Source organism: Bradyrhizobium sp. AUGA SZCCT0160 (assembly GCF_018130105.1).
Classification (GTDB): domain Bacteria; phylum Pseudomonadota; class Alphaproteobacteria; order Rhizobiales; family Xanthobacteraceae; genus Bradyrhizobium.
Window position 1 is genome coordinate 154,832 of the sequence record NZ_JAFCMD010000017.1, and the last position, 21,204, is coordinate 176,035.

Genomic DNA, 21,204 nt, shown 5'->3' on the forward strand with positions numbered 1-21,204 from the left:
CCCTCTGTTATCTGCGCATTCCGGGCTGTACCTCCGCCAACGCGACGTGAAGCGACATCGCGCCGGGGTCCTGCTCCAGCATCCGCTGCACGGATTCCAGATGGGTACGCATCAGGCGCGTCGCCGACGCGACGTTTCGCTCTCCCAGCGCCGCCAGGAATTGCCGCCGTTTTTCCGCCAGCCGCGCCATCGCGACGCCGCTCGAGGACACTTTGGCGTAGACGAAGCGCATGTGAATCTCGGTGACCGAATCCATGATCATGGCAATCACCTTGTTTCCGGTCGACGCAGCGAGCAGCTTGTAGAACTCGCGCGAGCACTCGACGCGGTCCAGCAGCCGCCCCTCCCGCGTCGCATCCTCGGTGCGCCGGATATTGGCCTCTAGCGCGTCGAGATCGGCTTTCCGCGCGTTGGCACAGGCCAGCCGCACCACGAGATCGAGCACGTGAACGCGTGCTTCGGACAATTCCCGGACCGAAATCGTGCCGAGAGACAGCATATCGCGCATGACGCCGTTCATGCGGCTGGTATCGCCCTCCTGAATGAAGGCCCCGCCCTTGACGCCCTTCTGCAGCCGAAGCACGCCGGCCATCTCGAGGCTGCGCAAGGCCTCGCGCAGGACGTTGCGGCTGACGCCGAGCTGCTGGGCCAGATCGCGCTCGGGCGGCAGCTTGTCGCCCGGCTTGAGGACGCCGAGCGCAAGCTGCTCGCGGATTCGCTCGCAGATTTCCTCGAACGCACGCCGCGTGTGGATCGGGCGGAATGCCGGCGCCGCCGGCGCTCCAGCCGCGCGGTGATCGGGGGTGCGCTCCCGCCGGTTGGGCGTCGATGACCTGGGGCGGGCGGGCGTGCGAGGGCTTGACTTGGTGCTCATGCGATGAATTGTTAAATGGATCACCCATTCAATGGAAGTCCCTTTTTGGCTTCCGGCAAGAAAAGATGACCCAGGGATCAACATGAGCTTCACCGAGGAGCAGATCGCGTTTCGCGACACCGTGCGGAAAATGGTCGCAAAGCACGTCGCGCCGATCGCGGCCGAGATCGACGAGACCGACCGTTTCCCGCTCGAACTCGTAAAGCTGTTCGGCGAGATGGGGCTGATGCAGCTCTGGGTGCCGGAACGCTATGGCGGCCCGAACGGCAACCTGACCATGGCCTGCCTCGCCCGGGAAGAGATCTCCAGGGTCTCGCCGGCCTGCGCCTCGATCGCGGCGCTTAACACCATGTTCATCATGCCGCTGCTTCACTTCGGCTCCGAGGAGCAGCGCGCCAAATACCTACCCGTTATCGCCAAAGGCGGCGTCGTCACGGCGATCGCGATATCCGAGCCTCAAGCCGGCTCTGACGTCACCGCGATCAACACCCGCGCGCGCAAGGACGGCGACAGCTACGTCCTCAACGGCCGCAAGCAATGGTGCAGCTATGGCGTCGTCGCCGACTACATCGTGGTGATGGCGCGGACCAGCGACGCCGCGGGCGCCGACGGAATCAGCGCCTTCATCGTCGAACCGAAGACGATTTCGGGGGTCTCGTTCGGACGCCACGAGCGCAAGATGGGTTTCCGCGGCGCGCCGAACACGCCGATCTTCTTCGACAATGTCCGTATCCCTGCGGAGAATTTGGTCGGGGAAGAAGGCAAGGGTTTTAGGGCATCGATGCGCGCGCTCGACCTCAACCGGCCGACCATCGGTGCTCAGTCCGTCGGGTTGGCCCAGGGCGCGCTCGACGCGTGCGTTGCCTACGCCAAGGAGCGCAAGCAGTTCAAGAAGGCGATCTCGGAGTTCCAGGGCGTGCAATTCATGCTGGCCGACATGGCCATGCAGATCGAGGCGGCGCGTGCCCTCGTCTATGAATGCGCTCGGGCCGGCGACGCCGGTGACTGGAAACGCCTCAACGTGCTCGCCAGCATGGCCAAATGCGTCGGCAGCGACATGGCCATGAAGGTAACAACGGACGCGGTCCAGATATTCGGTGGTTACGGCTACACCATGGACTATCCCGTCGAGCGCATGATGCGCGACGCCAAGCTGACCCAGATATTCGAAGGCACCAATCAGATCCAGCGCGTGGTCATCGCGCGCGAACTGCTTCGATAGTCACCCTTGCGCCATCGCACCGGTCGCTTCCAGCGCTGTGATCTGGTCAGGCGAAATGCCCCAGTCCGCGAGCGCCTGCCGGCTGTCGCGCCCGGGCGCGGGCGTCGGCGTGCGAAGCATGGAAGGCGTGCGGGAAAACCGTGGCGCCGGGCTTGGATGCCGCACTCCGTCAAACCTTGCATAGACCTCACGGATTTGCATCTGCGGATGGCCGGGCGCTTCGTCGATCGTCAATACGGGCGCAAGACAGGCGTCGCGCCCCGCCGCTATCGCCACCCATTCGTCGCGCGTATGCGTTGCGAAGACTTTCGCGAATCGCTTGCGCATCTGTGGCCACGCCGCGCGATCGTTCTGATCCGGCAGATGTTCTCCATCGATACCCATCACCTTCAGGAGACTGGCGTAGAATTGCGGCTCGATGGCGCCCACCGCGATAAACTTGTCGTCGCTGGTGGCGTAGCTGCCGTAAAACGGCGCGCCACCATCGACGATGTTATCGGCACGCCGCCCGGTCCAGCTGCCCTGCTGCCGGAAAGCCTGGAACGCCGACATCAAATGCGTGACGCCGTCGATCATGGCGACGTCGATCGTTTGTCCGCGGCCCGATTGGCGCGCTTCCATCGAAGCCGCGAGCAGGCCTACGACCAGATACATTGCGCCGCCGCCGAGATCCGCGACCAGATTGAGCGGTGGCGGCGGTGGCCGATCGGCATCTCCCAGGCAATGCAACGCACCCGTCAGCGCGAGGTAGTTGATGTCGTGACCCGCCTCCTGCGCCATCGGCCCCTCCTGCCCCCAGCCCGTCATGCGCGCGTAGACCAGCCCCGGATTGATCCCGTGGCAAATGTCGGGACCGAGCCCGAGCCGCTCCATCACGGAGGGACGAAATCCTTCGATCAGAGCGTCCGCTCCGGCCACGAGATTCAGCACGGCCGTCACGGCCTGCGGTTGCTTGAGGTCGAACGCGACCGAGCGCTTGTTGCGATTGTAGAAGTCGAAGCGCGGCGGCAAATCCGGCTCGACGCCCGGTTTGGCGATGCGATCGATCCGCAGGACGTCGGCGCCGAGATCGCCGAGCAGCGCTCCAGCGAATGGCGCAGGCCCGATCCCGCCCATCTCGATGACGCGAAAGCCGTTCAGCGGTCCCGTCACGGTGAAATCTCCTCTTTCAGCGGTGGAACCGGACGGCAGCGTCGATATCAGCGCGGCCGACGCGCGCCGCGTTGGCCTTGATACTGCGATCCTCGTAGCCAAACGAAACGCCGAACAGCAGTTTGTAATTCTGGGGAATGCCGAGCTGTTCGCGGATGATTTCTGGGAACAGTCCGAGCGCGCCCTGCGCGCAGGACGCGATGCCGCGCGCGGTCAGCGCCAGCATCAGGGTCTGCGCATACATGCCGATATCGGCCGCCTCGCGGGTATCGAACGGCGCCGGCATGAAGATCAATACGGCATGCGGCGCGTCGAAGAAGGCGTGATTGCGGATATAGGCCATCTTGCGGCCAACCACGTCGCTCCGCTCGACTCCCATCGCGCCGTATAGTTTCTGCGCCGCGTCCACCTGCCGCTCGCGGTAGATGCCGGTGAACTTGCCGTCAGCCGGCCAGTCCGGCCTGATCGGCTCGTCCCGCATCCCGGCCGCGACCAATGCTTCGCGCAGCCGTTTCAAGGCCTCGCCGGATACCACATGCGGCGTCCAGGGCTGCACGTTGCAGTTCGATGGCGACCATTGGGCAAGCTCGAACACCTCACGCAACGTCGCTTCCGGGACCTCATCGGGCAAAAAGCCACGCACCGAGCGGCGGCGCCGGATCGCCTGATCGATGCTCATGGCCGGCCGTTCGCGCATGCTCATCGTTCTTCCTCGATCAACGCGACACCGCGCGCGGCATAGGCCCGCGCCAGATGCCGTCCGACACGCGCCGCGTCCGGCAACACCCCGGTGCCGAGATCGCCGCGCGCAGCGACGCCGGCGCTGCCTACCGCGCCGCGAAACATCGCGAACACCTGATGGAAACGCGTGAGGCGCTCGGTCGCGCCGGACAGCTCGTAATAGAGCTCCAGATAGTCGCGCTCAGACGGAATCCCCATCTCCTCGAGCGGCAGGCCGAGCAATCCGCCGTTCTCGTCCGGCGCCATCAGCCAGGCCTGGCTGTTGAAGGCGAGATCGACGAGGGGATGCCCGAGCGTCGAGAGCTCCCAGTCGAGCACGCCGATCACGCGCGGCTCTGTTGGATGGAACATCACGTTGGCGATGCGGAAGTCGCCGTGGCACAGCGCGACGGTCTCGCTTTCGGGCAGGCGCTCGGCTAGCCAACGCACCATCCTGTCGAGCGCGGGGTTATCATCGTCGCCCCGACGGAATTTTGTCCATTGCTCCGACCAGCGCTTGAGCTGGCGGGCAAAATAGTTGCCGGGCCGGCCGAAATCGCCCAGCCCCAGCGCCCGATAATCCAGCCTGTGGATGGCGGCCAGTGCGGCACACATCGAGCGGAACAGCTCGGCGCGCTCGGCGCGGGCAAGTCCTGGGGTGCCGAACTCGTTGAAGACGCGGCCGTCCAGCCATTCCATGAGATAAAATGGCGTCCCGACGATCTCGCGATCCTCGCAGTACCGATAGGGTTTTGGTGTCGGGACGGAACTGCCTTGCAGCGCCGTCAGGACACGAAATTCGCGGTCGATCGCATGCGCCGACGGCAGCACGTTCTTCGGCTGCTTGCGCAGCACCGCGCGCCACCCGCCGCGGCTGACAAAATATGTCGGGTTCGACATCCCGCCATGCGTGCGTTCCACCCGCGTCGAATCAGTGCCGCCGAGCCAATCCTTCAGATATTCATCGAGCCGCGCCACGTCGAAGTCGATGCCGCGGTCGGAGGCATCAGCCCCGGTCATCCGCTGCTCGCACGCTTGCCGCTGAAGTTGAACAGGTATTGGGCGACGCGCCTTATCTGCACCTCCTCGGTGCCCTCGGTGATCCGATAACGGCGATGGTGCCGGTAGATGTGCTCGAACGGCATTGCACGGCTGTAGCCGATGCCGCCATGCACCTGCATTGCCCGATCGGCCGCCTCGCAGCACAGCCGGTTGGCGCGGAAGTTACAGATCGAGACCATGTCGCTAATCTCCAGCGGGTTCTGGCGGTCCATCTGCCAGGCCGTGCGGAAGATGAAGTTGCGCACCAGTTCGTATTCCGACCACAGCTCGACCAGCGGAAACTGCACCGCCTGTTTGCGCGCGAGCGGCTCGCCAAAGGCGACGCGTGTCTTGGCGTATTCGACCGCCTTCAGGATGCAGTAACGCGCGGCGCCCGCGCTCGCCGCCGCCTGGCGCACGCGGTTCTCATGCACAAAGCGCTGCGCGACCACGAGGCCCTCGCCTTCCTTGTGCAGGATCGCGCTGTCGGGCACGCGCACGTTGACCAGTTCCGTCTCCGCATGATCGCTGGGCATGTTGAAGGTCCAGTGATTGTAGAGCACGTGATGGCCGGGCGTGTCGGTCGGAACGATGAAGGCAGTGATGCCCCTGGCTTCGCCCGGCTTGCCGGAGGTCCGCGCAAACACCAGATTGGCATGGGCGCGGGCCACCTGGCTGTTCCAGCGCTTACGTCCATTGATGACCCAATGATCGCCGTCACGTACGCCTTCCGTTTCCAGCCAGGTCGCGTCGCTGCCATGCCCGGGTTCGGTCAGTGCGAAGGAAAGGTGTTTCTTTCCGGTGATGATGCCCTCGATATAGCTTTTCTGCTCCTCGGTGCCGTAGTCGGCGAGCGCCGGAATGATCGGGAAATTGCCGACGATGGAGGATTCGTCCTGCAGATCGTTGTGCAGACCGAGTCCCTTGGCGGCGAGGTGCTCGCGGATCGCCGCGATCGCAAGATGGGATGCAGCCTGGCCGCCGCAAGATTTCGGCAGGCCGTAGCGCAGATGCCCCGCCTTGTCGGCGCGGCGCTCCATTTCGCTGATCAGCGTGCGCCATTCGGTGCGCGGGCGTCCGTCATCATCCCAGTCGGTTCGAGCATTCTCGCGGCGATGATCGAAGAACTTGATGTTGTCGCGCTCGAGCGGCTTGATCTCGGCTTCGATGAAGGCGTCCAGTTCGGCCAGCTTGTCGGTGATTTCCTTGGGCAGTTCGAAGTCCATGGCGCCTCTCCCGGTGCTCTCTTTTGTTTTGGGTCGCTGCTAGAGCGCGATCCGCCCATAAGGGTGGGTACTGCTGACGCCGCCGTCGACCGAGAGCAATTGTCCGTCCACATAGGAAGAATCATCGCTGGCCAGGAAAGCAGCGGCGGCGGCGATCTCCTCGGAACGCCCGGGGCGTTTCATCGGCGTCACATGGCCGAGCTTGGCTTCGACGCCCCGCGCCCGCGCATCTTCGAACACTTTTCGGGTCAGCTGCGTTTCCACCAGTCCCGGCAGCACGGCGTTGACGCGTACGCCGGTGCCGGCAAAGGCATTGGCCGCCGTCTGCGCCAGATTGTTCACCGCCGCCTTGCTCGCGCTGTAGGAAATGGCGCCGGCATTGGCGCGCAGCGAAGCGGCCGACGAGGTCAGGATGATGGAGCCGTAGCCCTGCGCCGTCATGTGCCGGCCGGCATATTTGATGGCGAGAAAGCAGCTGATGGTGTTGATGCGGTAGACTTCAGACCATTCGTCGACCGTCTGCTCCAGCAGCGGCGTATTGGTTCCGGTGACGCCGATATTGGCGAAGAAGATTTCGAGACCGCCGAATTCCGCCACGCAGCGCCGGACGATCTCGGCAACGTTTTCCTCGACCGCCGCGTCCGTGATCAACGCCGATGCAATACCGCCTTCGTCCCGGATCGCTGCCGCGGTTTCCTCGGTATTGCCGGCCCGGCCGACCACTAGCACGGAAGCGCCTTCGCGCGCGAAACGGATCGCGCTGGCGCGGCCGATGCCGCTGCCACCGCCGGTAACGACCGCGCGCTTGCCCTCCAGTCGCTTCATCGCGCTTCTCCTATCTGGCGGCGCCCTGGATGTAGCTCGCGTCGTCGCTGGCGAGGAATGCAGCAAGGGCTGCGATCTCTTCCGGTTCGCCAAAGCGGCCGGCCGGCATCTCGGCCTGACGCGTTGCGATTGTTGCTTCATCGAATTGCGCGATCGAGGCCGGCGTGCCGATCATGCCCGGCGCGATCACGTTGACGCGAATTTTCTTTGCACTGAGTTCGATCGCCGATGCCCGGGAGAGGCCGACGACGCCGGCCTTCAGGGCGGAATAGGCAATGGAATCCTTGGCGGGGTTGAACGCCGACACCGAACTCAAATTCACGATCGCGCCGCCGCCGCGACGCTCCATCTGCGGCGCCGCCGCTTGCGTGGTCCAGATCAGGCCGTGCACCCCCACCGCGAACATGCGGTCGACGGTCTCGACTTCGATCTGCGCCAGCGGCTCGAAGCGCGCAAAGACCGCATTGTTGACCAGCACTGCTACCGGCGCCGCGAACTCGCGCTCGATCCGCGTAAACAGGGCATGGACATCGTCGCGCTTGCCGACATCGACCTCATAGGGCCTGGCGTCGAGCCCCTTGCTCTTCAATCCCTCGACCGCAGGCTCCAGCCGGCGCGCGCTGACGTCGACACAGGCGATACGACCGCCCTCCTGGCCGAAGCGCTCGGCGATCGCAAGGCCGATTCCGCGCGCGGCGCCGGTGACGACGCACACGCGGCCCTGAAGGCGGGAATTCATGCGCTGGCCTTGTGCGGCGGTTCGGCAAAGGCCTTTGCGATCTCCCGCAGCTGGAATTTCTGCACCTTGCCCGCCGGGGTCTTTGGCAGATCGGCGACGATCTCGACGCGTTCCGGCCAATACTGTTTCGCGACCTTGTGCTCCGCCATCAGGGCCTGCACGGCGGCCAGATCGAGCGTCTGGCCGGGACGCAGCACCACGAATGCGCAGGCCCGCTCGCCCAGTCGCGGGTCGGGATACCCCACGATCGCGGTCGAAAGCACGGCGGGATGCTTGAACAGCAGGTTCTCGATATCGAAGACCGGCACGTTCTCGCCGCCGCGGATGATGATGTCCTTGATGCGGCCGTCGATGCGGATGTAGCCCTCGTCGTCCATGTAAGCCATGTCGCCGGTGTCGAACCACCCCTCGGCGTCGAACGGCTCCATGTCGGCGCGCTTGTAGTAGCCGAGGCACATCTGGGCGCCGCGCACCTTGAGCAGCCCCTTCTCGCCGACGGGCGCCGGGGATCCATCCATGCGAAGCACCTTTACGGCAACGCCCTCCAGCGGGCGTCCGTCGGTCTTCGACGATTTTTCGAGCGCCCGCTCCGGCTCGGTCAAGGTGCTCGACAGCGATTCCGTCATGCCCCACAGCGAACAGACCTTGAGATCGAGCTCGCGGTAGACGCGATCGATCAGTGCCGGCGGAATTGGCGCACCGGCGCAAAGGAATTTGCGCAGCCGCGCAGGCTTTGCCGCGCCAGCCGCGACCGCCTCGCACATGTCGGCGAGGAACGTCGCAGCGCCAGCCGAATAGGTTACGCCCTCATTGGCCATGATCGCGATGCCGCGTTTCGGCTCCCACACGTCCTGGAAGACGACGGTGGCGCCGATCTTGAGGCCGAGCAGCATGCCGGCCGCAAATCCGGTCATGTGGCCGAGCGGCGAACAGACCAGCATGGTGTCGTTGGTGTCGAGGCCGAAGCGGCCGGCCAGCGCGATATTGCAGGCCAGCAGCGTATTGAGGCAATGCATGACGCCCTTGGGCGAACCTGTCGTGCCCGAGGTGAACATCAACACGGCCATCTGATCTGCGGGCAGCGCGCCGATCTCGCCGATCGGGGGCGAGCCGAGACGATCGCTGCCGGAGAGCAGCGCCTGGTCGAAGCTGTTCGCCCCCTCGCCGTCGACGACGATGATGTGCTGCAGTTTTGACAGTTTGGGCCGCAGCGACTGCGCCATCGCCTCGTGATCGAAGCCACGGAACAGTTTTGGCACGATCAAAAGCTTGGTTTCCGCGAAGTCGAGCATGTAGCTCAGCTCATGTTCGCGGAAGATCGGCATCAGGGGGTTGACCACGGCGCCGACCCGGAACGCGGCGAGCGCAATCACGGCAAACTCCCACCAGTTGGGAAGCTGAACCGAAATGACGTCGCGAGGACCGATCCCGAGGCCCTTCAAGGCGGCCGCCGCCCGCGAAATCAGATCGCCGAGTTCGCTATAGGTGAAGCGCTTGGCCTCGGGGCGATCGGCGCGGTCGGCCAGAAGGGCGAGCTTTCCCGGCGTGGCCGCGATGGTCGCTTGCAGAAACTCGTCGAAGCTCTTGTCGATCCAGAAGCCGCCTGCGCGCATCGACGTTGCGTGGGCGACGGGATCAAATCGATTTCCGCTCATGCGTTCTCTCCCTGAAATCTTATCGCGGCGCTTGACGGCCTATTCGTTAGCTAGTGTACTAGTTTTAGAATGAACCGCAACTGCAAAATCGACCGGTCCGTTCACCTATCGACACCGGACCGCATACCGACCGCGGCGGGCGCGACGGCGCCTTGAGGGAACAAGCACAGGACGCATATGATAAACGTGTGTCCGAATACCGGAACGCGCGACGGGCGAAGGAGAAGGCACCATGAAAGCGGCGGTCCTGGAACGGCGCGGGGCCGAAGGCGTCAGCTGGCGGGATTTTCCCGATCCGGCCCCTGCCCCCGGCGAGTCCGTACTCAAGGTCGCAGCCCCGTCGCTCAATCGCGTCGATCTTTACATGCGCGACAGCGGCGCCGGGATCACGCACACCTTGCCGCAGGTGATGGGCGTAGAGGCCGCGGGCGAGATCGTCGAGGCCGAGCCCGGCAGCGGGTTGAAGCCGGGCATGAAGGCGATCCTGTTTTCCGAGGCGTTTTGCAACAAATGCCGCTATTGCCTCGCCGGCGACCAGCCGCTGTGCGAGAACGTGAAGATCATGGGCGAGCACCGCCATGGCGGCTTTGCCGAATATATCGCGATGCCGAGCCGATGTTTCCTGCCCCTGCCCGACGACGCCGATCTGGTCGCGGCCGGCGCGCTGATGACGGGCCACCTTACCGCCTGGCGCATGCTGTTCGGCAAGAAGACGTTGCAGCCCGGCGAGAGCGTGCTGATCGTCGGCATCGGCGGGGGCGTCGCGGTCGCCTGCCTGCAGCTTGCAAAACTGGTGGGCGCGGGTCTTCGTCACCTCGTCCAGCGACGCCAAGATCGAGCGCGCGATCGCGCTCGGCGCCAGCGGCGGCGTCAACTATCACAAAGACCGGGTTTCGAACGCGATCCTGCAGATGAGCAATGGCGGCGTCGATATGGTGATCGACAGCGTGGGCGAAGCGAGTTGGGGTGAATCGTTGCGGTCGCTGCGGCGCGGCGGGCGGCTTGTCACCTGTGGCGCGACGACGGGCTCCAACCCGCCGGCCGATCTGCAGCGCGTGTTCATCCGCCAGCTGGAGATTTACGGATCGACCGGCGGCAGCCTTGCCGAATTCCGCCAACTGCTCGATGTGTTCAATCGCGGTCTGGTGAAACCGGTGATCGATACGACCTTTGAGATGGCGGACATACGCGCCGCATTCGATCATCTCGCGTCCGGGGCGCAATTCGGCAAGGTGTCGCTGGTGGCGTGACAGGCGTGCCGCGAACGGGCGCGGCCCGGCGAAGACAATTCGGCGCCGGCGTCGAAACCTGATCGACATCGGCGCCGGCTCGCTCACTTCTTGCAGGCGGGATCGACCGGCGGAATGATGTCCGGGCCCGGCTCGATCTTCTTGATGTGGTAGGTCGGCTTGCCGTCCTTGCCCGGCAGGATCTGGCTGATCGCCATCCGCCGCACGGCCTGGTGATCGCCCGCGCGCATCTCCACATCGCCAAGCACCGTATCCGCCTTGAGACCCGACAGCGCCGCCCGCACGGCGTTAATGTCGGTCGAATTCGCCTTGTTGAGGGCGGCCGCGATCAGCTCAATGGCGGCGTATTGGTCAGCGCCGGTGTAGGGCGGCAGTTCGCCGTTGTACTTCTCGCTGTAGGCCTTCACGAAGGCTTCGGCCTGTGCGCCCGGAAAACCGGCAACGAAGCCGATGTTCTGATAGACGCCGAGCACCGTGTCGCCTTGCGCGGGCAGCGTTTGCGGGATCACGAAGGAATTTCCCAGCACCATCTTGTACTTCTTGAACAGGCCGAACTGCTGTTGCTGCTTGGCAAGGTTGATGGCGTCGCTGCCAAAGATCGTCACGAACAGGCCGTCGGCCGGCTCTGCGCCGAGCTCGGATATCTTGGCGCCGAAGTCCGGCGTTCCGAATGGGGTGAACAGCGTTTTCGCGATCGTTCCGCCCTGCGAGGTAACCAGGCCCTTGAACTTGTCGGCGGAGTCGCGCCCTGTCCGCCGACCAGCGAGACGGTGTAGCCTAGATAGGCGCCGAGCATGTAGATCGCGCCGTGACCGAAATTGATGACGTCGCGCAGCCCGTAGATCAGCGCGAGGCCGCTGGCGAGCATGATCAGCAGCGAGGCAAGCGCCAGCGAATTGGCGATCAACAGCGCGATCACGCCGGCGCCCTCCCGTCATGCGTCCGCGGACGAAACGCGCCCGTCTGATACGCCGCCAATTTGCGCACCCGCTTCCGCAAAGCATCCTCCCCGCCACGTTAAGCGTGCGCCGACGATCCGATCGCGGGCGTGACGCCGAACTGCTTCTTTTCCCGCCGTGCCGGCGGAGCCGGGTCTATGCCCGTTATTTAGTACACGTGTTTATCATATACTTATATGCCCCGCAAACGCAAAACGCCGACTGGCCTGCGCTGCTCTGCCACACGTATGCCGTCACGCCGGGAGTTTGCTCGTCGAATTAGTACGCAAGCGCAACGATGCGACGGATTTCGGCGCGCGCAGCTGCAAGCCAACGAAGATCAACTATCGAGCGCATCCAGGTCGGCCATCGCCGTCGTCATCCGCTCGATCATCGTCAGCGTCGTGGCCTCGGGCTGCATGTTCGGCAACAGTGGCGAGTGACACAGCGTGATCGTCCACATTGCGAGCGCGTGCACGATCTGCTGCCGGTAGCGCTGGAAGCTGAGATCAAAGTCCGGCTTGACGCCGGTATTCTCCGCGAACCGCTCGATATAGCGGGCCAGCAGTTCGCGCTCCCAGCTCCGGCGATTCTCGGGCGTCAGCGACGCCGTCACGGCGTAGCTAAAATCGCGTGACCAATGGCCGCGCGAAAGGCATTGCCAGTCGCACAGTCCCATCTGGCCCGCGCCTGTCCGGTACCAGTTGCCGATATGCACGTCGGAGTGAATGAGGCCATGCGGCTCGCTGTCATGCAGCGCAAGAGCGCGCATCGTGGCCGGCCAGACATCGTCGCGGCGCGCCATGACGGCAGCCGGAATGACGTGAGCGGCGGCGTCAAACGCTTTCCTTGTGTAATACTCGGTGCCCATTTTCGCCGCCCCGATGGTGAACCATCGGGGATAGCTAGCGAGCCAGCGGTAGCGTTCGGCCAGCGTCGGATCGCCGTAGAAGCGGCCGTGCAGCGCCGCCAGGAGATCGATCATGTCGTCGGCCATGGCGCGGGTGACGTATGTCTTGTGATTGCAGAACGTCGCCGACTTGGTTGCGACCAGATCTTCCAGCAGATGGATCGCCGCAAACGTTCGCCGATCATAGGCGGAATGATAGCACAGCGGGGCTTCGATCTCGAGCTGGGGGCGGATCTGCGTAAAGAAGCTGCCCTCCACGCGCGCCGTGCCGTTGAAGCCGCCGATCATGCGGGTGACGATGCTCGGCAGCGACTTGGTGAAGATCGAGACCGGCAAGCCGGCGCGGCGACCTTCCTCGTTGTAGGACACTCTCAACTGATGCCGCTCGTGGGTGCCCGCACTCGCGGGCTTGACCTCCACGTCTGTGGCAATGGCCCCCGGAACCTTGCCGCAGAGCACCGCCGTCAGCCATTCCGGCGTAACAGCGTAAGGTGTGCAGGGCACGTCGTCGAACCGGCGCGCCATTGGCCGCGCCAGGCGCTCGTAAGCGACACGTCCACTGATTTTCAGCGCGGCCAGGGCCGTATCTGTTGATTGTCCCATCTTCTCAATTTCCCCTTAAGCGGCGCAAAGCTCAACCGATCACACGTTCCCGACGCAATTCGCCGATTGTTTCGGATGACAGACCTATTTCACCCAGCACATCGTCGGTGTGCTGTCCCAGCACCGGGGGCGGCCTGCCTGCGCGACGTTCCGCGCCGTTGATCAGTACGGGGTGACCGACACCCTTCAGCCTGCCCGCGGTCTGGTGCTCGTACTCGACAAGGATGCCGCTCGCTTTGGTGTGCGGATGGTCGAGCAACTGCGCGATCGAATTGATCGGCGCGCAGGGCACGCCGACGCCGGTCAGCACCTCGTTCCAGTGCGCGACGGAATTTTGCCGCAGCGCCGCCTGGACGTGGCCGAGGGTTTCCTTGCGGTGCGCAACGCGATCCGCATTGGTCCTGAATCTGATATCATCGACGATCGTGCTCAAGCCGGTGACCGCGCAGAACTTGCGCCAGAGATTGTCGTTCGCGACCCCTATCATGATCGGCCCGTCGGCCGCCTCGAAGGCCTGATAGGGACACAGCGATTCATGGCTCGAGGCGCATTTCGGCGGCTGAACGCCGCGCTCCCAGAAGGTCTGGAGATTATAGCCCAGCAGGCCCAGAGCAGTTTCGAACAGCGAGACCTGGATCTCGCCGCCCTTCCCGGTTTTTTCTCGCGCATACAGCAACGCCAGAATGCCGCTGAAGGCGTGCACGCCGGTCATCTGGTCGATCGGCGAGATCGGACTGCGGATATAGCCGCCGTCCTCGTCGCCGGTCATCGACATCACCCCGCAGAACGCCTGCAGGATCACGTCATAGCCGGGCGAGTTCTTCAGCGGCCCCGCACGGCCAAACCCGGAGATGCTGCAATGAATCAGGCGCTCATTCAGGGTGCGAAGCGTCGGTGCATCGATGCCCAGCCGTTCGGCGACACCGGTTCCAAAGCTTTCGATGGCGACGTCGGCGGATTTGGCCAGCGCATGAACGATCTCGCGCCCCTTCTCCGATTTCATGTCGACGGCGATGCTGCGCTTGTTGCGGTTGGCGCTGAGAAAGACCGTGCCGAGGCCCGGCGCCGGAAACGGCGGCCAGCCGCGTGTCTCGTCGCCCTGCCCGACGGTCTCCACCTTGATGATATCGGCGCCGAGATCACCGAGATATTGCGCACATAGCGGACCTGCCAGGACCTTCGACAGGTCGAGGACGCGGATGCCGGTCAGAGGTTTTGACAATGTCGTTCTCTCAATTGAGTTGCGCGAGCCGCGGTAGCTGAAGTTTCGACGCCGGCATCACTCAGGCGCCCGGCTGAGCGGACGAGAAGGCACCTGCCAAGTAGGCGGGAAAGCCGTATTTCGTGACCAGCAGATAGTCCGCCGCGCGGCGCTGGTCCTCGGAGAAACTGGCCCGCCATTGGTCTGCCACGGCATACGCCTGCGCCAGCCGCTCACGCAGCGCGCGTTTGCCGTCGGTGACAGGCTCCGATTCCAGCCAGAACGCGGACTGCGCAATGACGCCATCGAATGCCGGCGCCTTTCCTGGCCCGTGAAAACCGGCGTGCGCGAACGCATTTGCAAGCGTTGCATCCGCTCCGACTTGCAGCGCTCCGGATACCGCCGCCACGGCCTGTTCGACGGGAGGGGGAATGCCTCCCGCCTTGCGAAAACGGTCATGATCGAGCCGGCCGAGAAACAGCGTCCTGATCATGTTGCGCGGCTCGCGCCGCTGGATGAGCTTCGAGAAGATCTCCATCTCGGTGCGCATCGCCGCATCAAAGGGCTGCGGCAATCCCTGCGCAACGCAATCGAGAATGGCCAGCGGCGCTGGATAGTGCCCGAGGGTCTCGGCCAGAACGCTCTCGCGCTTCCGTGCGATGATCGAGGCGGCATCATCCGCATCCGCCGGCCGCCATCCGGGACGATCCCAGGGCTGCGACGCCGCCGGGTGTGACAGCACCCATCGTTCCGCCGCCGCCACCTCTTCACCGGCAGGAACCAGTTGATCGACCACGCCGGCGCTGACAGCGGCCTGGCCGGACAGCCGCGCACCTTCCAGCAGGATCGGAAATGCCTTCTCGATTCCGGTCAGACGCGGCAGCCGTTGGGTTCCCCCGCCTCCCGGCAACAGCCCGACCAATGACTCCGGCAGGCCGAACGCGACCTTGGGATCGTCGACCATGACCCGGTGATGGGTTGCCAGCGCCAGTTCGCCGCCGCCGCCGAGCGCCAGGCCCGCGATCGCCGCCGCGACCGGCTTGCCCGCGGTTTCGATTCCACGCAGCGCCTGGCTGAGACGGAAGAAATGGTCGAACGCCACGCGATCGCGCGTCTCGGCCGGTGCTGCCATGATCATGTCGTAGGCCAATCCCAGTTCGGCGAGATCAGCACCGGCACAGAATGCCGATGGCTTTCCCGAGCGGATCACCACGCCCTTGACGTCGCTGTCGCGGAGCCACTGGCTGAAAATGGCGAGCTCGGCGATCGCAGCGTTGGAGAACACATTCATCGGGCGGCCGGGCATGTCGAAAACAAGGTGCAGGACATTGTTTTCGCTGCGTTCGGCCCGGAATTGCTGCAACTTTCCCAGTTCGTCCATGGGTTCTTCTCCGTCGCCGTTTTTCGCCCTATAGCATATCGTATATCTGTGTACTAGTTTAAACGGATGGTTTTGCCGCCGCGAAAACTCTACAGCGGTTGCAGCGCTGATCTGGCGGCAACGCAAAGTCCTGACACTGACGTCGTCGACCCCTGATGCAAAAAGCCCGCGGCGCCAGCTTGCCTTTTACCATCCCGGAACATATAGTACACTACCTAACTAAATTGATGTGGACGGATGTCGATGATCGAGCGCACCATTTTCCGTGAGGAACATCATATTTTCCGGGAATCGGTCCGGCGCTTCGTCGATCGCGAGATCGTGCCGTTTCATGCGCAGTGGGAAAAGGACGGCATCGTGCCACGGGAACTGTGGCTCAAGGCCGGCGCCGAGGGGCTGCTCTGCTGCACCGTTCCGGAAGAATATGGCGGCATGGGCCTCGACTATCTGTTCGACGTGGTCGTGTTCGAGGAATTATGGCGCTCCGGCGCGAGCGGCCCGGGGTTTCTGATCCACACCGATCTCGTGGCCACCTATCTGCTTTCGTTCGGCACCGAAGCGCAAAAGCGGCAGTGGCTGCCGAAGATGGTGTCGGGCGAAGCGATCGGCTCGCTCGGCATGACGGAACCGCATGCCGGCAGCGACCTCAAGGCGATCCGGACCCGCGCCGTGCGCGATGGCGATGATTTCGTTATCAACGGCCAGAAGGTCTTCATCTCGAATGGCCAGCTCTGCGATTTCGTCGTGCTGGCGACCAAGACCGACGGCAGCGCCGGCGCCAAGGGCGTCACGCTGTTCATCGTCGAGAGCAACCGGCCCGGCTTTGAGCGCGGTAGAAATCTCGAAAAGATCGGAATGAAGGCCCAGGATACCTCCGAACTGTTCTTCGAGAACATCCGCATTCCCGCCACCAACATGCTCGGACAGGAGGGTAAGGGCTTTGCCCTGATGATGACGAAGCTGTCGCAGGAGCGGCTCGCCCAGGCGATCCGATCGGCCACCGTCACCGAAACCGTGCTGGACTGGACCGTCGAATACACGTCGGATCGCAGCGTGTTCGGGCAAAAGCTCGCCAACTTCCAGAATACCCAGTTCAAGCTCGCCGATCTCAAGACCAAGGCGACGGTCGCCCGCGTCTTTACCGATCGATGCATTTCGCTTTTCATGGAAGGAAAGCTCGATCCGGTCGACGCTGCGATGGCCAAGATGTTCACCTCCGAACTTCACTGCGAAGCGGTCGATGAATGCCTGCAATTATTCGGCGGCTGGGGTTATATGACGGAGTACCCGATCGCGCGCGCCTATGTCGACGCAAGGATCGTCAAGATTGCGGGTGGATCGATCGAGATCATGAAAACCATCATCGCCCGCCAGATGTTCGCCCAATGTGGTTTTGCGCTCGCCAAGAGCGGTTGATCGCCATTCAGGGCACACGGCCGGCGGACGCCAAGGGGTCCGCCGAGACAGAACAGACGACCAAAGCGTCGCAAACCAAGGGAGTGAGATTTGAAAGGCTTATCAGGCAAGGTAGCGATCGTTACCGGCGGCGGCCAAGGCATCGGCCGCGCCATCACCCTTCGGCTCGCGGAAGAAGGCTGCAAGGTCGCGATCTTCGACATCAATCCCGACGCTGGACATGAGACCGCGAAACTGGCGCCGAAATCGGCGATCACGATCTACACGGTCGATGTTGGCGACCGCGCCTCGGTCGATCGCGCCGTCGCGCAGGTCGAAGCCGAACTTGGCCCGATCTGGGTTCTCGTCAACAATGCCGGCTGGGACCGGCCGATGCCGTTCCTGAAGACCGACAAGGAACTCTGGGACAAGATCATCCGGATCAATCTCTACGGTCCCCTCAACACGCACCACGCCATTGCACCGCTGATGGTGGAACATGGCGGCGGCCGCATCATCAATATCGCGTCTGATGCCGCCCGCGTCGGCACCAGCGACGAGGCGGTTTACTCGGCCTGCAAGGGCGGCCTGATCTCCTTCACCAAATCGATCGCCCGCGAACTCGCCCGCAAGAACGTGCTGCTGAACGCGGTGTGTCCGGGTCCCACCAACACGCCAATGATGGCGGCGGTGCTGGGCGAAGGCGAACAGGCGGTAAAGTGGAAGGACGCAATGGTTCGCGGCATTCCCTTAAAGCGCATGGGCGAGCCCGACGACTATGCCGGCATCATCGCCTTGCTGGCGTCGGACGACGGCAAATTCATCACCGGACAGGCCATCTCGGTCTCCGGCGGCATGAACATGATCTAGCAGATGTGAGGACAATACGATGTTCGACCCCAGCAAATTCACCGATGTAATCTATGAAGTCCGCGATCGTGCCGCCTGGATCATCATCAACCGGCCCAAGGTCTATAATGCCTTTCGCGGCCAGACACTCGAAGAACTGATTCAGGCGTTCCAGATTGCCGCGAACGACCGCAACGTCTCCAGCATCGTGTTGACGGGCGCAGGCGACAAGGCCTTCTGCACCGGCGGCGATCAGTCCGCCCACGAGGGACAATATGACGGCCGCGGCGTCGTTGGCCTGCCGATCGACGAGCTGCAGGGCCTGATCCGCGACGTACCCAAACCCGTCATCGCGCGCGTCAATGGCTTTGCGATCGGCGGCGGCAACGTGCTGGCGACGCTGTGCGACCTGACGATCGCCGCCGACACCGCGCAATTCGGCCAGGTCGGACCGAAGGTCGGCTCCGTCGATGCCGGCTGGGGCACCGCCCTGCTGGCCCGCCACGTCGGCGACAAGAAGGCCCGGGAAATCTGGTTCATCAACGACCGCTACACCGCCGAACAGGCACGTGAAATGGGCCTCGTCAACAAGGTGGTTCCGGCCGCCGAACTCGATGCCGCGGTCAAGGACTGGACCGACAAGCTTGCGCAGCGCTCACCGACCGCGATCGCGCTCGCAAAACGTTCCTTCAACGCCGACAGCGACAACATTCGCGGCATCAGCAACCTGGCCCTTCACGCCGTGAAGCTCTTCTACGACACCGCGGAATCGAAGGAAGGCGTCGCCGCCTTCAACGAGAAGCGGACGCCGGACTTCCACAAGTTCACATAAGCTTCGACAATGAATGCGTCGCTTCCCTCGCCTTCGCCGATGTCCTCCTTGGGCATCGGCTGAACGCGAATCGCAGGAGGAAAACACCGTGCCGGCACGTAAGGTCATCATTTCCTGCGCAATCACGGGTTCGATCCACACCCCCTCGATGTCGCCTCACCTTCCGGTGACGGCGGCGGAGATCGCGGAGTCAGCTCTCGGGGCGGCCGAGGCAGGCGCCGCGATCGTGCACCTTCACGCCCGCAATCCGATAGACGGCCGGCCGGACCAGTCGCCGGAAGCGTTCGAGCCGTTTCTTCGCGTGATCAAGCAACGATCCGACGTCGTCGTGAATCTGACGACCGGCGGCTCGCCCTATATGACCGTCGAAGAGCGGATCAAGCCCGCGGCGGTCTGGAAGCCGGAGGTCGCCAGCCTGAACATGGGCTCGATGAACTTCGGCCTGTTCCCGATGCTGAAGCGATACAAGCAGTTCAGGCATGACTGGGAGCCCGCGATGCTGGAAGGCTCCCACGACCTCGTGTTCCGCAATTCCTTCAAGGATATCCGTTACGCGCTCGAAACGCTCAACTCGACCGGTGCGCGCTATGAGTTCGAGTGCTACGACACCAGTCACCTCTACAATCTGCATTACTTCTGGACCGAGGGCCTGGTGAACGCGCCGCTGTTCATCCAGACCGTGTTCGGCCTGCTCGGCGGCATCGACGCGCATCAGGAAGACGTCATGCATATGAAACGCACCGCCGATCGCCTGTTCGGCGACAATTATCGCTGGTCGGTGCTGGGCGCCGGGCGCGCGCAAATGCCGGTCGCGGCGATTGCAGCGGCCATCGGCGGCAATGTGCGGGTCGGCCTGGAAGACAGCCTCTGGATCGGCGCCGGCCAACTCGCAGCGTCAAACGCCGATCAGGTGACGCAGGTTCGAAAGATCATCGAAGGGCTGGGACTGGACGTCGCGACGGCCGACGAGGCACGCGAGATCCTTGAGCTCAAGGGCGGCGACAAGGTCGCGTTCTGACCGCTGATCGATCGGAATCGATGTAGCGGCCGGATCGCCAAACGCAATCATCGGGAGGCCTCAATGCTGCCCCATCGCAGGGTTTACGACGAAGAACATCAACAGTTCAGGGAAACGGTACGGCGCTTCGCAGCATCAAAGATCGCGCCGGATTTCGCACGATGGGAAGAAGCCGGGATCATCGACAGGTCGCTGTGGGGCGCCGGCGGCGCGGCCGGCCTGCTCTGCCCGCAGGTCCCCGAAGAGTTCGGCGGCGCCGGCGGCGACTTCCGGCACAATGCGGTCGTGATCGAGGAATTGAGCTATTCCGGCTTCGCTGGTCCCGCCACCGACTTCTCCGTGCACAACGATGTCTGCTGCGGGTACCTGCTCAGTTACGGCACGCCCGAACAGAAGAAGAAATGGCTACCGCGCATGGTGACGGGTGAAACCGTCTGCGCCATCGCGATGACCGAGCCCGGTACCGGCAGCGACCTGCAGGGCATCCGCACCCGCGCGGTACGCGATGGCGACGAGTTTGTGATCTCGGGCCAGAAGACCTTCATCTCGAACGGGCAGATGTGCGACCTCGTCATCGTCGTTGTCAGGACCAACCCGGAAGGTGGTTCACGGGGAATGAGTCTGGTTCTGGTCGAGACCGACCGGCTCGGATTCCGCCACGGCCGCAACCTCGAAAAGCTCGGGCACCTCTCCTCTGATACGTCAGAACTGTTCTTCGACAGCGTGCGCGTCCCGGTGACCAATTTGCTGGGAGCGGAAGGCGGCGCGATGGGCGCGCTGATGAGCGAGCTGCCGCAGGAGCGTTTGACCATTGCGCTGCATTCGATCGCCGCCGCCCAGAAGGCTTTTGATCTCGCGAAGGACTACGTTCAGCAGCGCAATGCCTTTGGATCGCCGATCGGCAGCTTCCAGAACACCAGGTTCAAGCTGGCCGATTTGAAGTCCGATCTTGCGGTGGGCTGGGCCTATGCCGACCAGTGCCTCCATGACCACATCAATCACGAACTGACGACCTACGCGGCATCGACGGCAAAACTCTGGATCACTGAAATGCATGGCCGGCTCGTCGACCAATGCCTCCAATTCTTTGGTGGTTACGGCTTTATGCGCGAGTATGAGATTTGCCGCCTCTATGCGGATGCACGGGTGCTGCGGATTTACGGTGGCACGTCGGAAATCATGCGCGAGCTGATTTCGCGTAATCTCTGATCCTCCTAAAGCGTGATGGCATTAGGTTCGATAGCCTGAGTTTTTGAGGTAGTTGGCACATTCCTCTGAGGTGAAGGCATCGAGTGCGCAGCCGATTGCGGCGCAGACCGCGTCGACAGTTCGCGCGGCAGCTTTGCGGACCAGATGCTTGAGCTTGGCAAAGA

The 21,204-nt window shown here is 63.5% G+C and carries 20 protein-coding genes and 2 pseudogenes; 8 read left to right on the plus strand and 14 right to left on the minus strand.

The window, feature by feature from the left end; genetic code table 11:
• Nucleotides 1-7: 7 nt before the first annotated feature.
• On the minus strand, nucleotides 8-874 hold the full coding sequence (locus tag JQ558_RS25340) for a FadR/GntR family transcriptional regulator (RefSeq protein WP_212295504.1): 867 nt from the start codon (nucleotides 872-874) through the stop codon (nucleotides 8-10).
• 82 nt (nucleotides 875-956) lie between these two features.
• Between JQ558_RS25340 and JQ558_RS25345 the strand changes: the two genes are divergently transcribed.
• A complete protein-coding gene (locus JQ558_RS25345; protein ID WP_212295505.1) occupies nucleotides 957-2,096 on the plus strand; it encodes an acyl-CoA dehydrogenase family protein in 1,140 nt (379 codons plus the stop codon).
• Here the strand turns inward: JQ558_RS25345 and JQ558_RS25350 are convergent, their stop codons facing one another.
• Genes JQ558_RS25350 through JQ558_RS25380 form a run of 7 tightly spaced genes read right to left on the minus strand, consistent with a single transcriptional unit; the run spans nucleotide 2,097 to nucleotide 9,454 of the window.
• A complete protein-coding gene (locus tag JQ558_RS25350; RefSeq protein WP_312015031.1) occupies nucleotides 2,097-3,248 on the minus strand; it encodes a CaiB/BaiF CoA-transferase family protein in 1,152 nt (383 codons plus the stop codon).
• A 16-nt stretch (nucleotides 3,249-3,264) separates the two neighbouring features.
• Nucleotides 3,265-3,951, minus strand: coding sequence for a nitroreductase (locus JQ558_RS25355; RefSeq protein ID WP_212295506.1), 687 nt, complete (start codon nucleotides 3,949-3,951; stop codon nucleotides 3,265-3,267).
• Entirely contained in the window at nucleotides 3,948-4,988 is a 1,041-nt protein-coding gene (locus JQ558_RS25360; RefSeq protein ID WP_212295507.1) for a phosphotransferase family protein, read from the minus strand. The genes JQ558_RS25355 and JQ558_RS25360 overlap by 4 nt, the downstream gene beginning before the upstream one ends.
• Complete coding sequence (locus JQ558_RS25365; RefSeq protein WP_212295508.1) at nucleotides 4,985-6,235, minus strand: acyl-CoA dehydrogenase family protein; 1,251 nt, start codon at nucleotides 6,233-6,235, stop codon at nucleotides 4,985-4,987. The genes JQ558_RS25360 and JQ558_RS25365 overlap by 4 nt, the downstream gene beginning before the upstream one ends.
• Nucleotides 6,236-6,274: 39 nt before the next feature.
• On the minus strand, nucleotides 6,275-7,060 hold the full coding sequence (locus JQ558_RS25370; protein WP_212295509.1) for an SDR family NAD(P)-dependent oxidoreductase: 786 nt from the start codon (nucleotides 7,058-7,060) through the stop codon (nucleotides 6,275-6,277).
• Nucleotides 7,061-7,070: 10 nt separating this feature from the next.
• The gene (locus JQ558_RS25375) at nucleotides 7,071-7,799 is read right to left on the minus strand and encodes an SDR family NAD(P)-dependent oxidoreductase (RefSeq protein ID WP_212295510.1); all 729 of its coding nucleotides are present in this window, start codon (nucleotides 7,797-7,799) and stop codon (nucleotides 7,071-7,073) included.
• Nucleotides 7,796-9,454, minus strand: coding sequence for an AMP-binding protein (locus JQ558_RS25380; protein ID WP_212295511.1), 1,659 nt, complete (start codon nucleotides 9,452-9,454; stop codon nucleotides 7,796-7,798). Before JQ558_RS25380 ends, JQ558_RS25375 begins: the two co-directional genes overlap by 4 nt.
• A gap of 232 nt (nucleotides 9,455-9,686) precedes the next feature.
• On the opposite strand from JQ558_RS25380, the pseudogene JQ558_RS37940 reads away from it, so the two are divergent.
• Together JQ558_RS37940 and JQ558_RS25390 are read left to right on the plus strand one after the other, a co-directional pair.
• Nucleotides 9,687-10,079, plus strand: a pseudogene (locus JQ558_RS37940) (alcohol dehydrogenase catalytic domain-containing protein); the annotation flags it as partial.
• A gap of 157 nt (nucleotides 10,080-10,236) precedes the next feature.
• Nucleotides 10,237-10,704: a zinc-binding dehydrogenase gene (locus JQ558_RS25390; protein ID WP_249142625.1), complete on the plus strand. Its 468-nt coding sequence runs from the start codon at nucleotides 10,237-10,239 to the stop codon at nucleotides 10,702-10,704.
• 83 nt (nucleotides 10,705-10,787) lie between these two features.
• Here JQ558_RS25390 and JQ558_RS25395 read toward each other — a convergent pair whose 3' ends face one another.
• The 5 genes from JQ558_RS25395 to JQ558_RS25410 all read right to left on the minus strand — a co-directional run bounded on the left by JQ558_RS25395 (nucleotide 10,788) and on the right by JQ558_RS25410 (nucleotide 15,737).
• Nucleotides 10,788-11,423, minus strand: coding sequence for an ABC transporter substrate-binding protein (locus JQ558_RS25395; RefSeq protein WP_249142631.1), 636 nt, complete (start codon nucleotides 11,421-11,423; stop codon nucleotides 10,788-10,790).
• On the minus strand, nucleotides 11,306-11,623 hold the full coding sequence (locus tag JQ558_RS37435) for an ABC transporter permease subunit (protein ID WP_312015033.1): 318 nt from the start codon (nucleotides 11,621-11,623) through the stop codon (nucleotides 11,306-11,308). The genes JQ558_RS25395 and JQ558_RS37435 overlap by 118 nt, the downstream gene beginning before the upstream one ends.
• A gap of 359 nt (nucleotides 11,624-11,982) precedes the next feature.
• Nucleotides 11,983-13,155: an aminoglycoside phosphotransferase family protein gene (locus JQ558_RS25400; RefSeq protein ID WP_212295514.1), complete on the minus strand. Its 1,173-nt coding sequence runs from the start codon at nucleotides 13,153-13,155 to the stop codon at nucleotides 11,983-11,985.
• Nucleotides 13,156-13,186: 31 nt separating this feature from the next.
• Nucleotides 13,187-14,377 (minus strand): CaiB/BaiF CoA-transferase family protein, encoded by a 1,191-nt coding sequence (locus JQ558_RS25405; protein WP_212295515.1) that lies wholly within the window; start codon nucleotides 14,375-14,377, stop codon nucleotides 13,187-13,189.
• 61 nt (nucleotides 14,378-14,438) lie between these two features.
• Entirely contained in the window at nucleotides 14,439-15,737 is a 1,299-nt protein-coding gene (locus tag JQ558_RS25410; protein ID WP_212295516.1) for an enoyl-CoA hydratase-related protein, read from the minus strand.
• 243 nt (nucleotides 15,738-15,980) lie between these two features.
• On the opposite strand from JQ558_RS25410, the gene JQ558_RS25415 reads away from it, so the two are divergent.
• The 5 genes from JQ558_RS25415 to JQ558_RS25435 all read left to right on the plus strand — a co-directional run bounded on the left by JQ558_RS25415 (nucleotide 15,981) and on the right by JQ558_RS25435 (nucleotide 21,040).
• Nucleotides 15,981-17,153: an acyl-CoA dehydrogenase family protein gene (locus JQ558_RS25415; RefSeq protein ID WP_249128708.1), complete on the plus strand. Its 1,173-nt coding sequence runs from the start codon at nucleotides 15,981-15,983 to the stop codon at nucleotides 17,151-17,153.
• Nucleotides 17,154-17,243: 90 nt separating this feature from the next.
• A complete protein-coding gene (locus JQ558_RS25420) occupies nucleotides 17,244-18,002 on the plus strand; it encodes a glucose 1-dehydrogenase (protein WP_212295517.1) in 759 nt (252 codons plus the stop codon).
• 19 nt (nucleotides 18,003-18,021) lie between these two features.
• Nucleotides 18,022-18,813, plus strand: coding sequence for an enoyl-CoA hydratase-related protein (locus JQ558_RS25425; protein WP_211996486.1), 792 nt, complete (start codon nucleotides 18,022-18,024; stop codon nucleotides 18,811-18,813).
• A gap of 88 nt (nucleotides 18,814-18,901) precedes the next feature.
• On the plus strand, nucleotides 18,902-19,831 hold the full coding sequence (locus JQ558_RS25430; RefSeq protein ID WP_312015032.1) for a 3-keto-5-aminohexanoate cleavage protein: 930 nt from the start codon (nucleotides 18,902-18,904) through the stop codon (nucleotides 19,829-19,831).
• A gap of 63 nt (nucleotides 19,832-19,894) precedes the next feature.
• A complete protein-coding gene (locus tag JQ558_RS25435) occupies nucleotides 19,895-21,040 on the plus strand; it encodes an acyl-CoA dehydrogenase family protein (protein WP_212295519.1) in 1,146 nt (381 codons plus the stop codon).
• Between the two features lie 21 nt (nucleotides 21,041-21,061).
• On the opposite strand, the pseudogene JQ558_RS37440 reads toward JQ558_RS25435, so the two are convergent.
• Nucleotides 21,062-21,204: pseudogene (locus JQ558_RS37440) on the minus strand (IS630 family transposase); the annotation flags it as partial.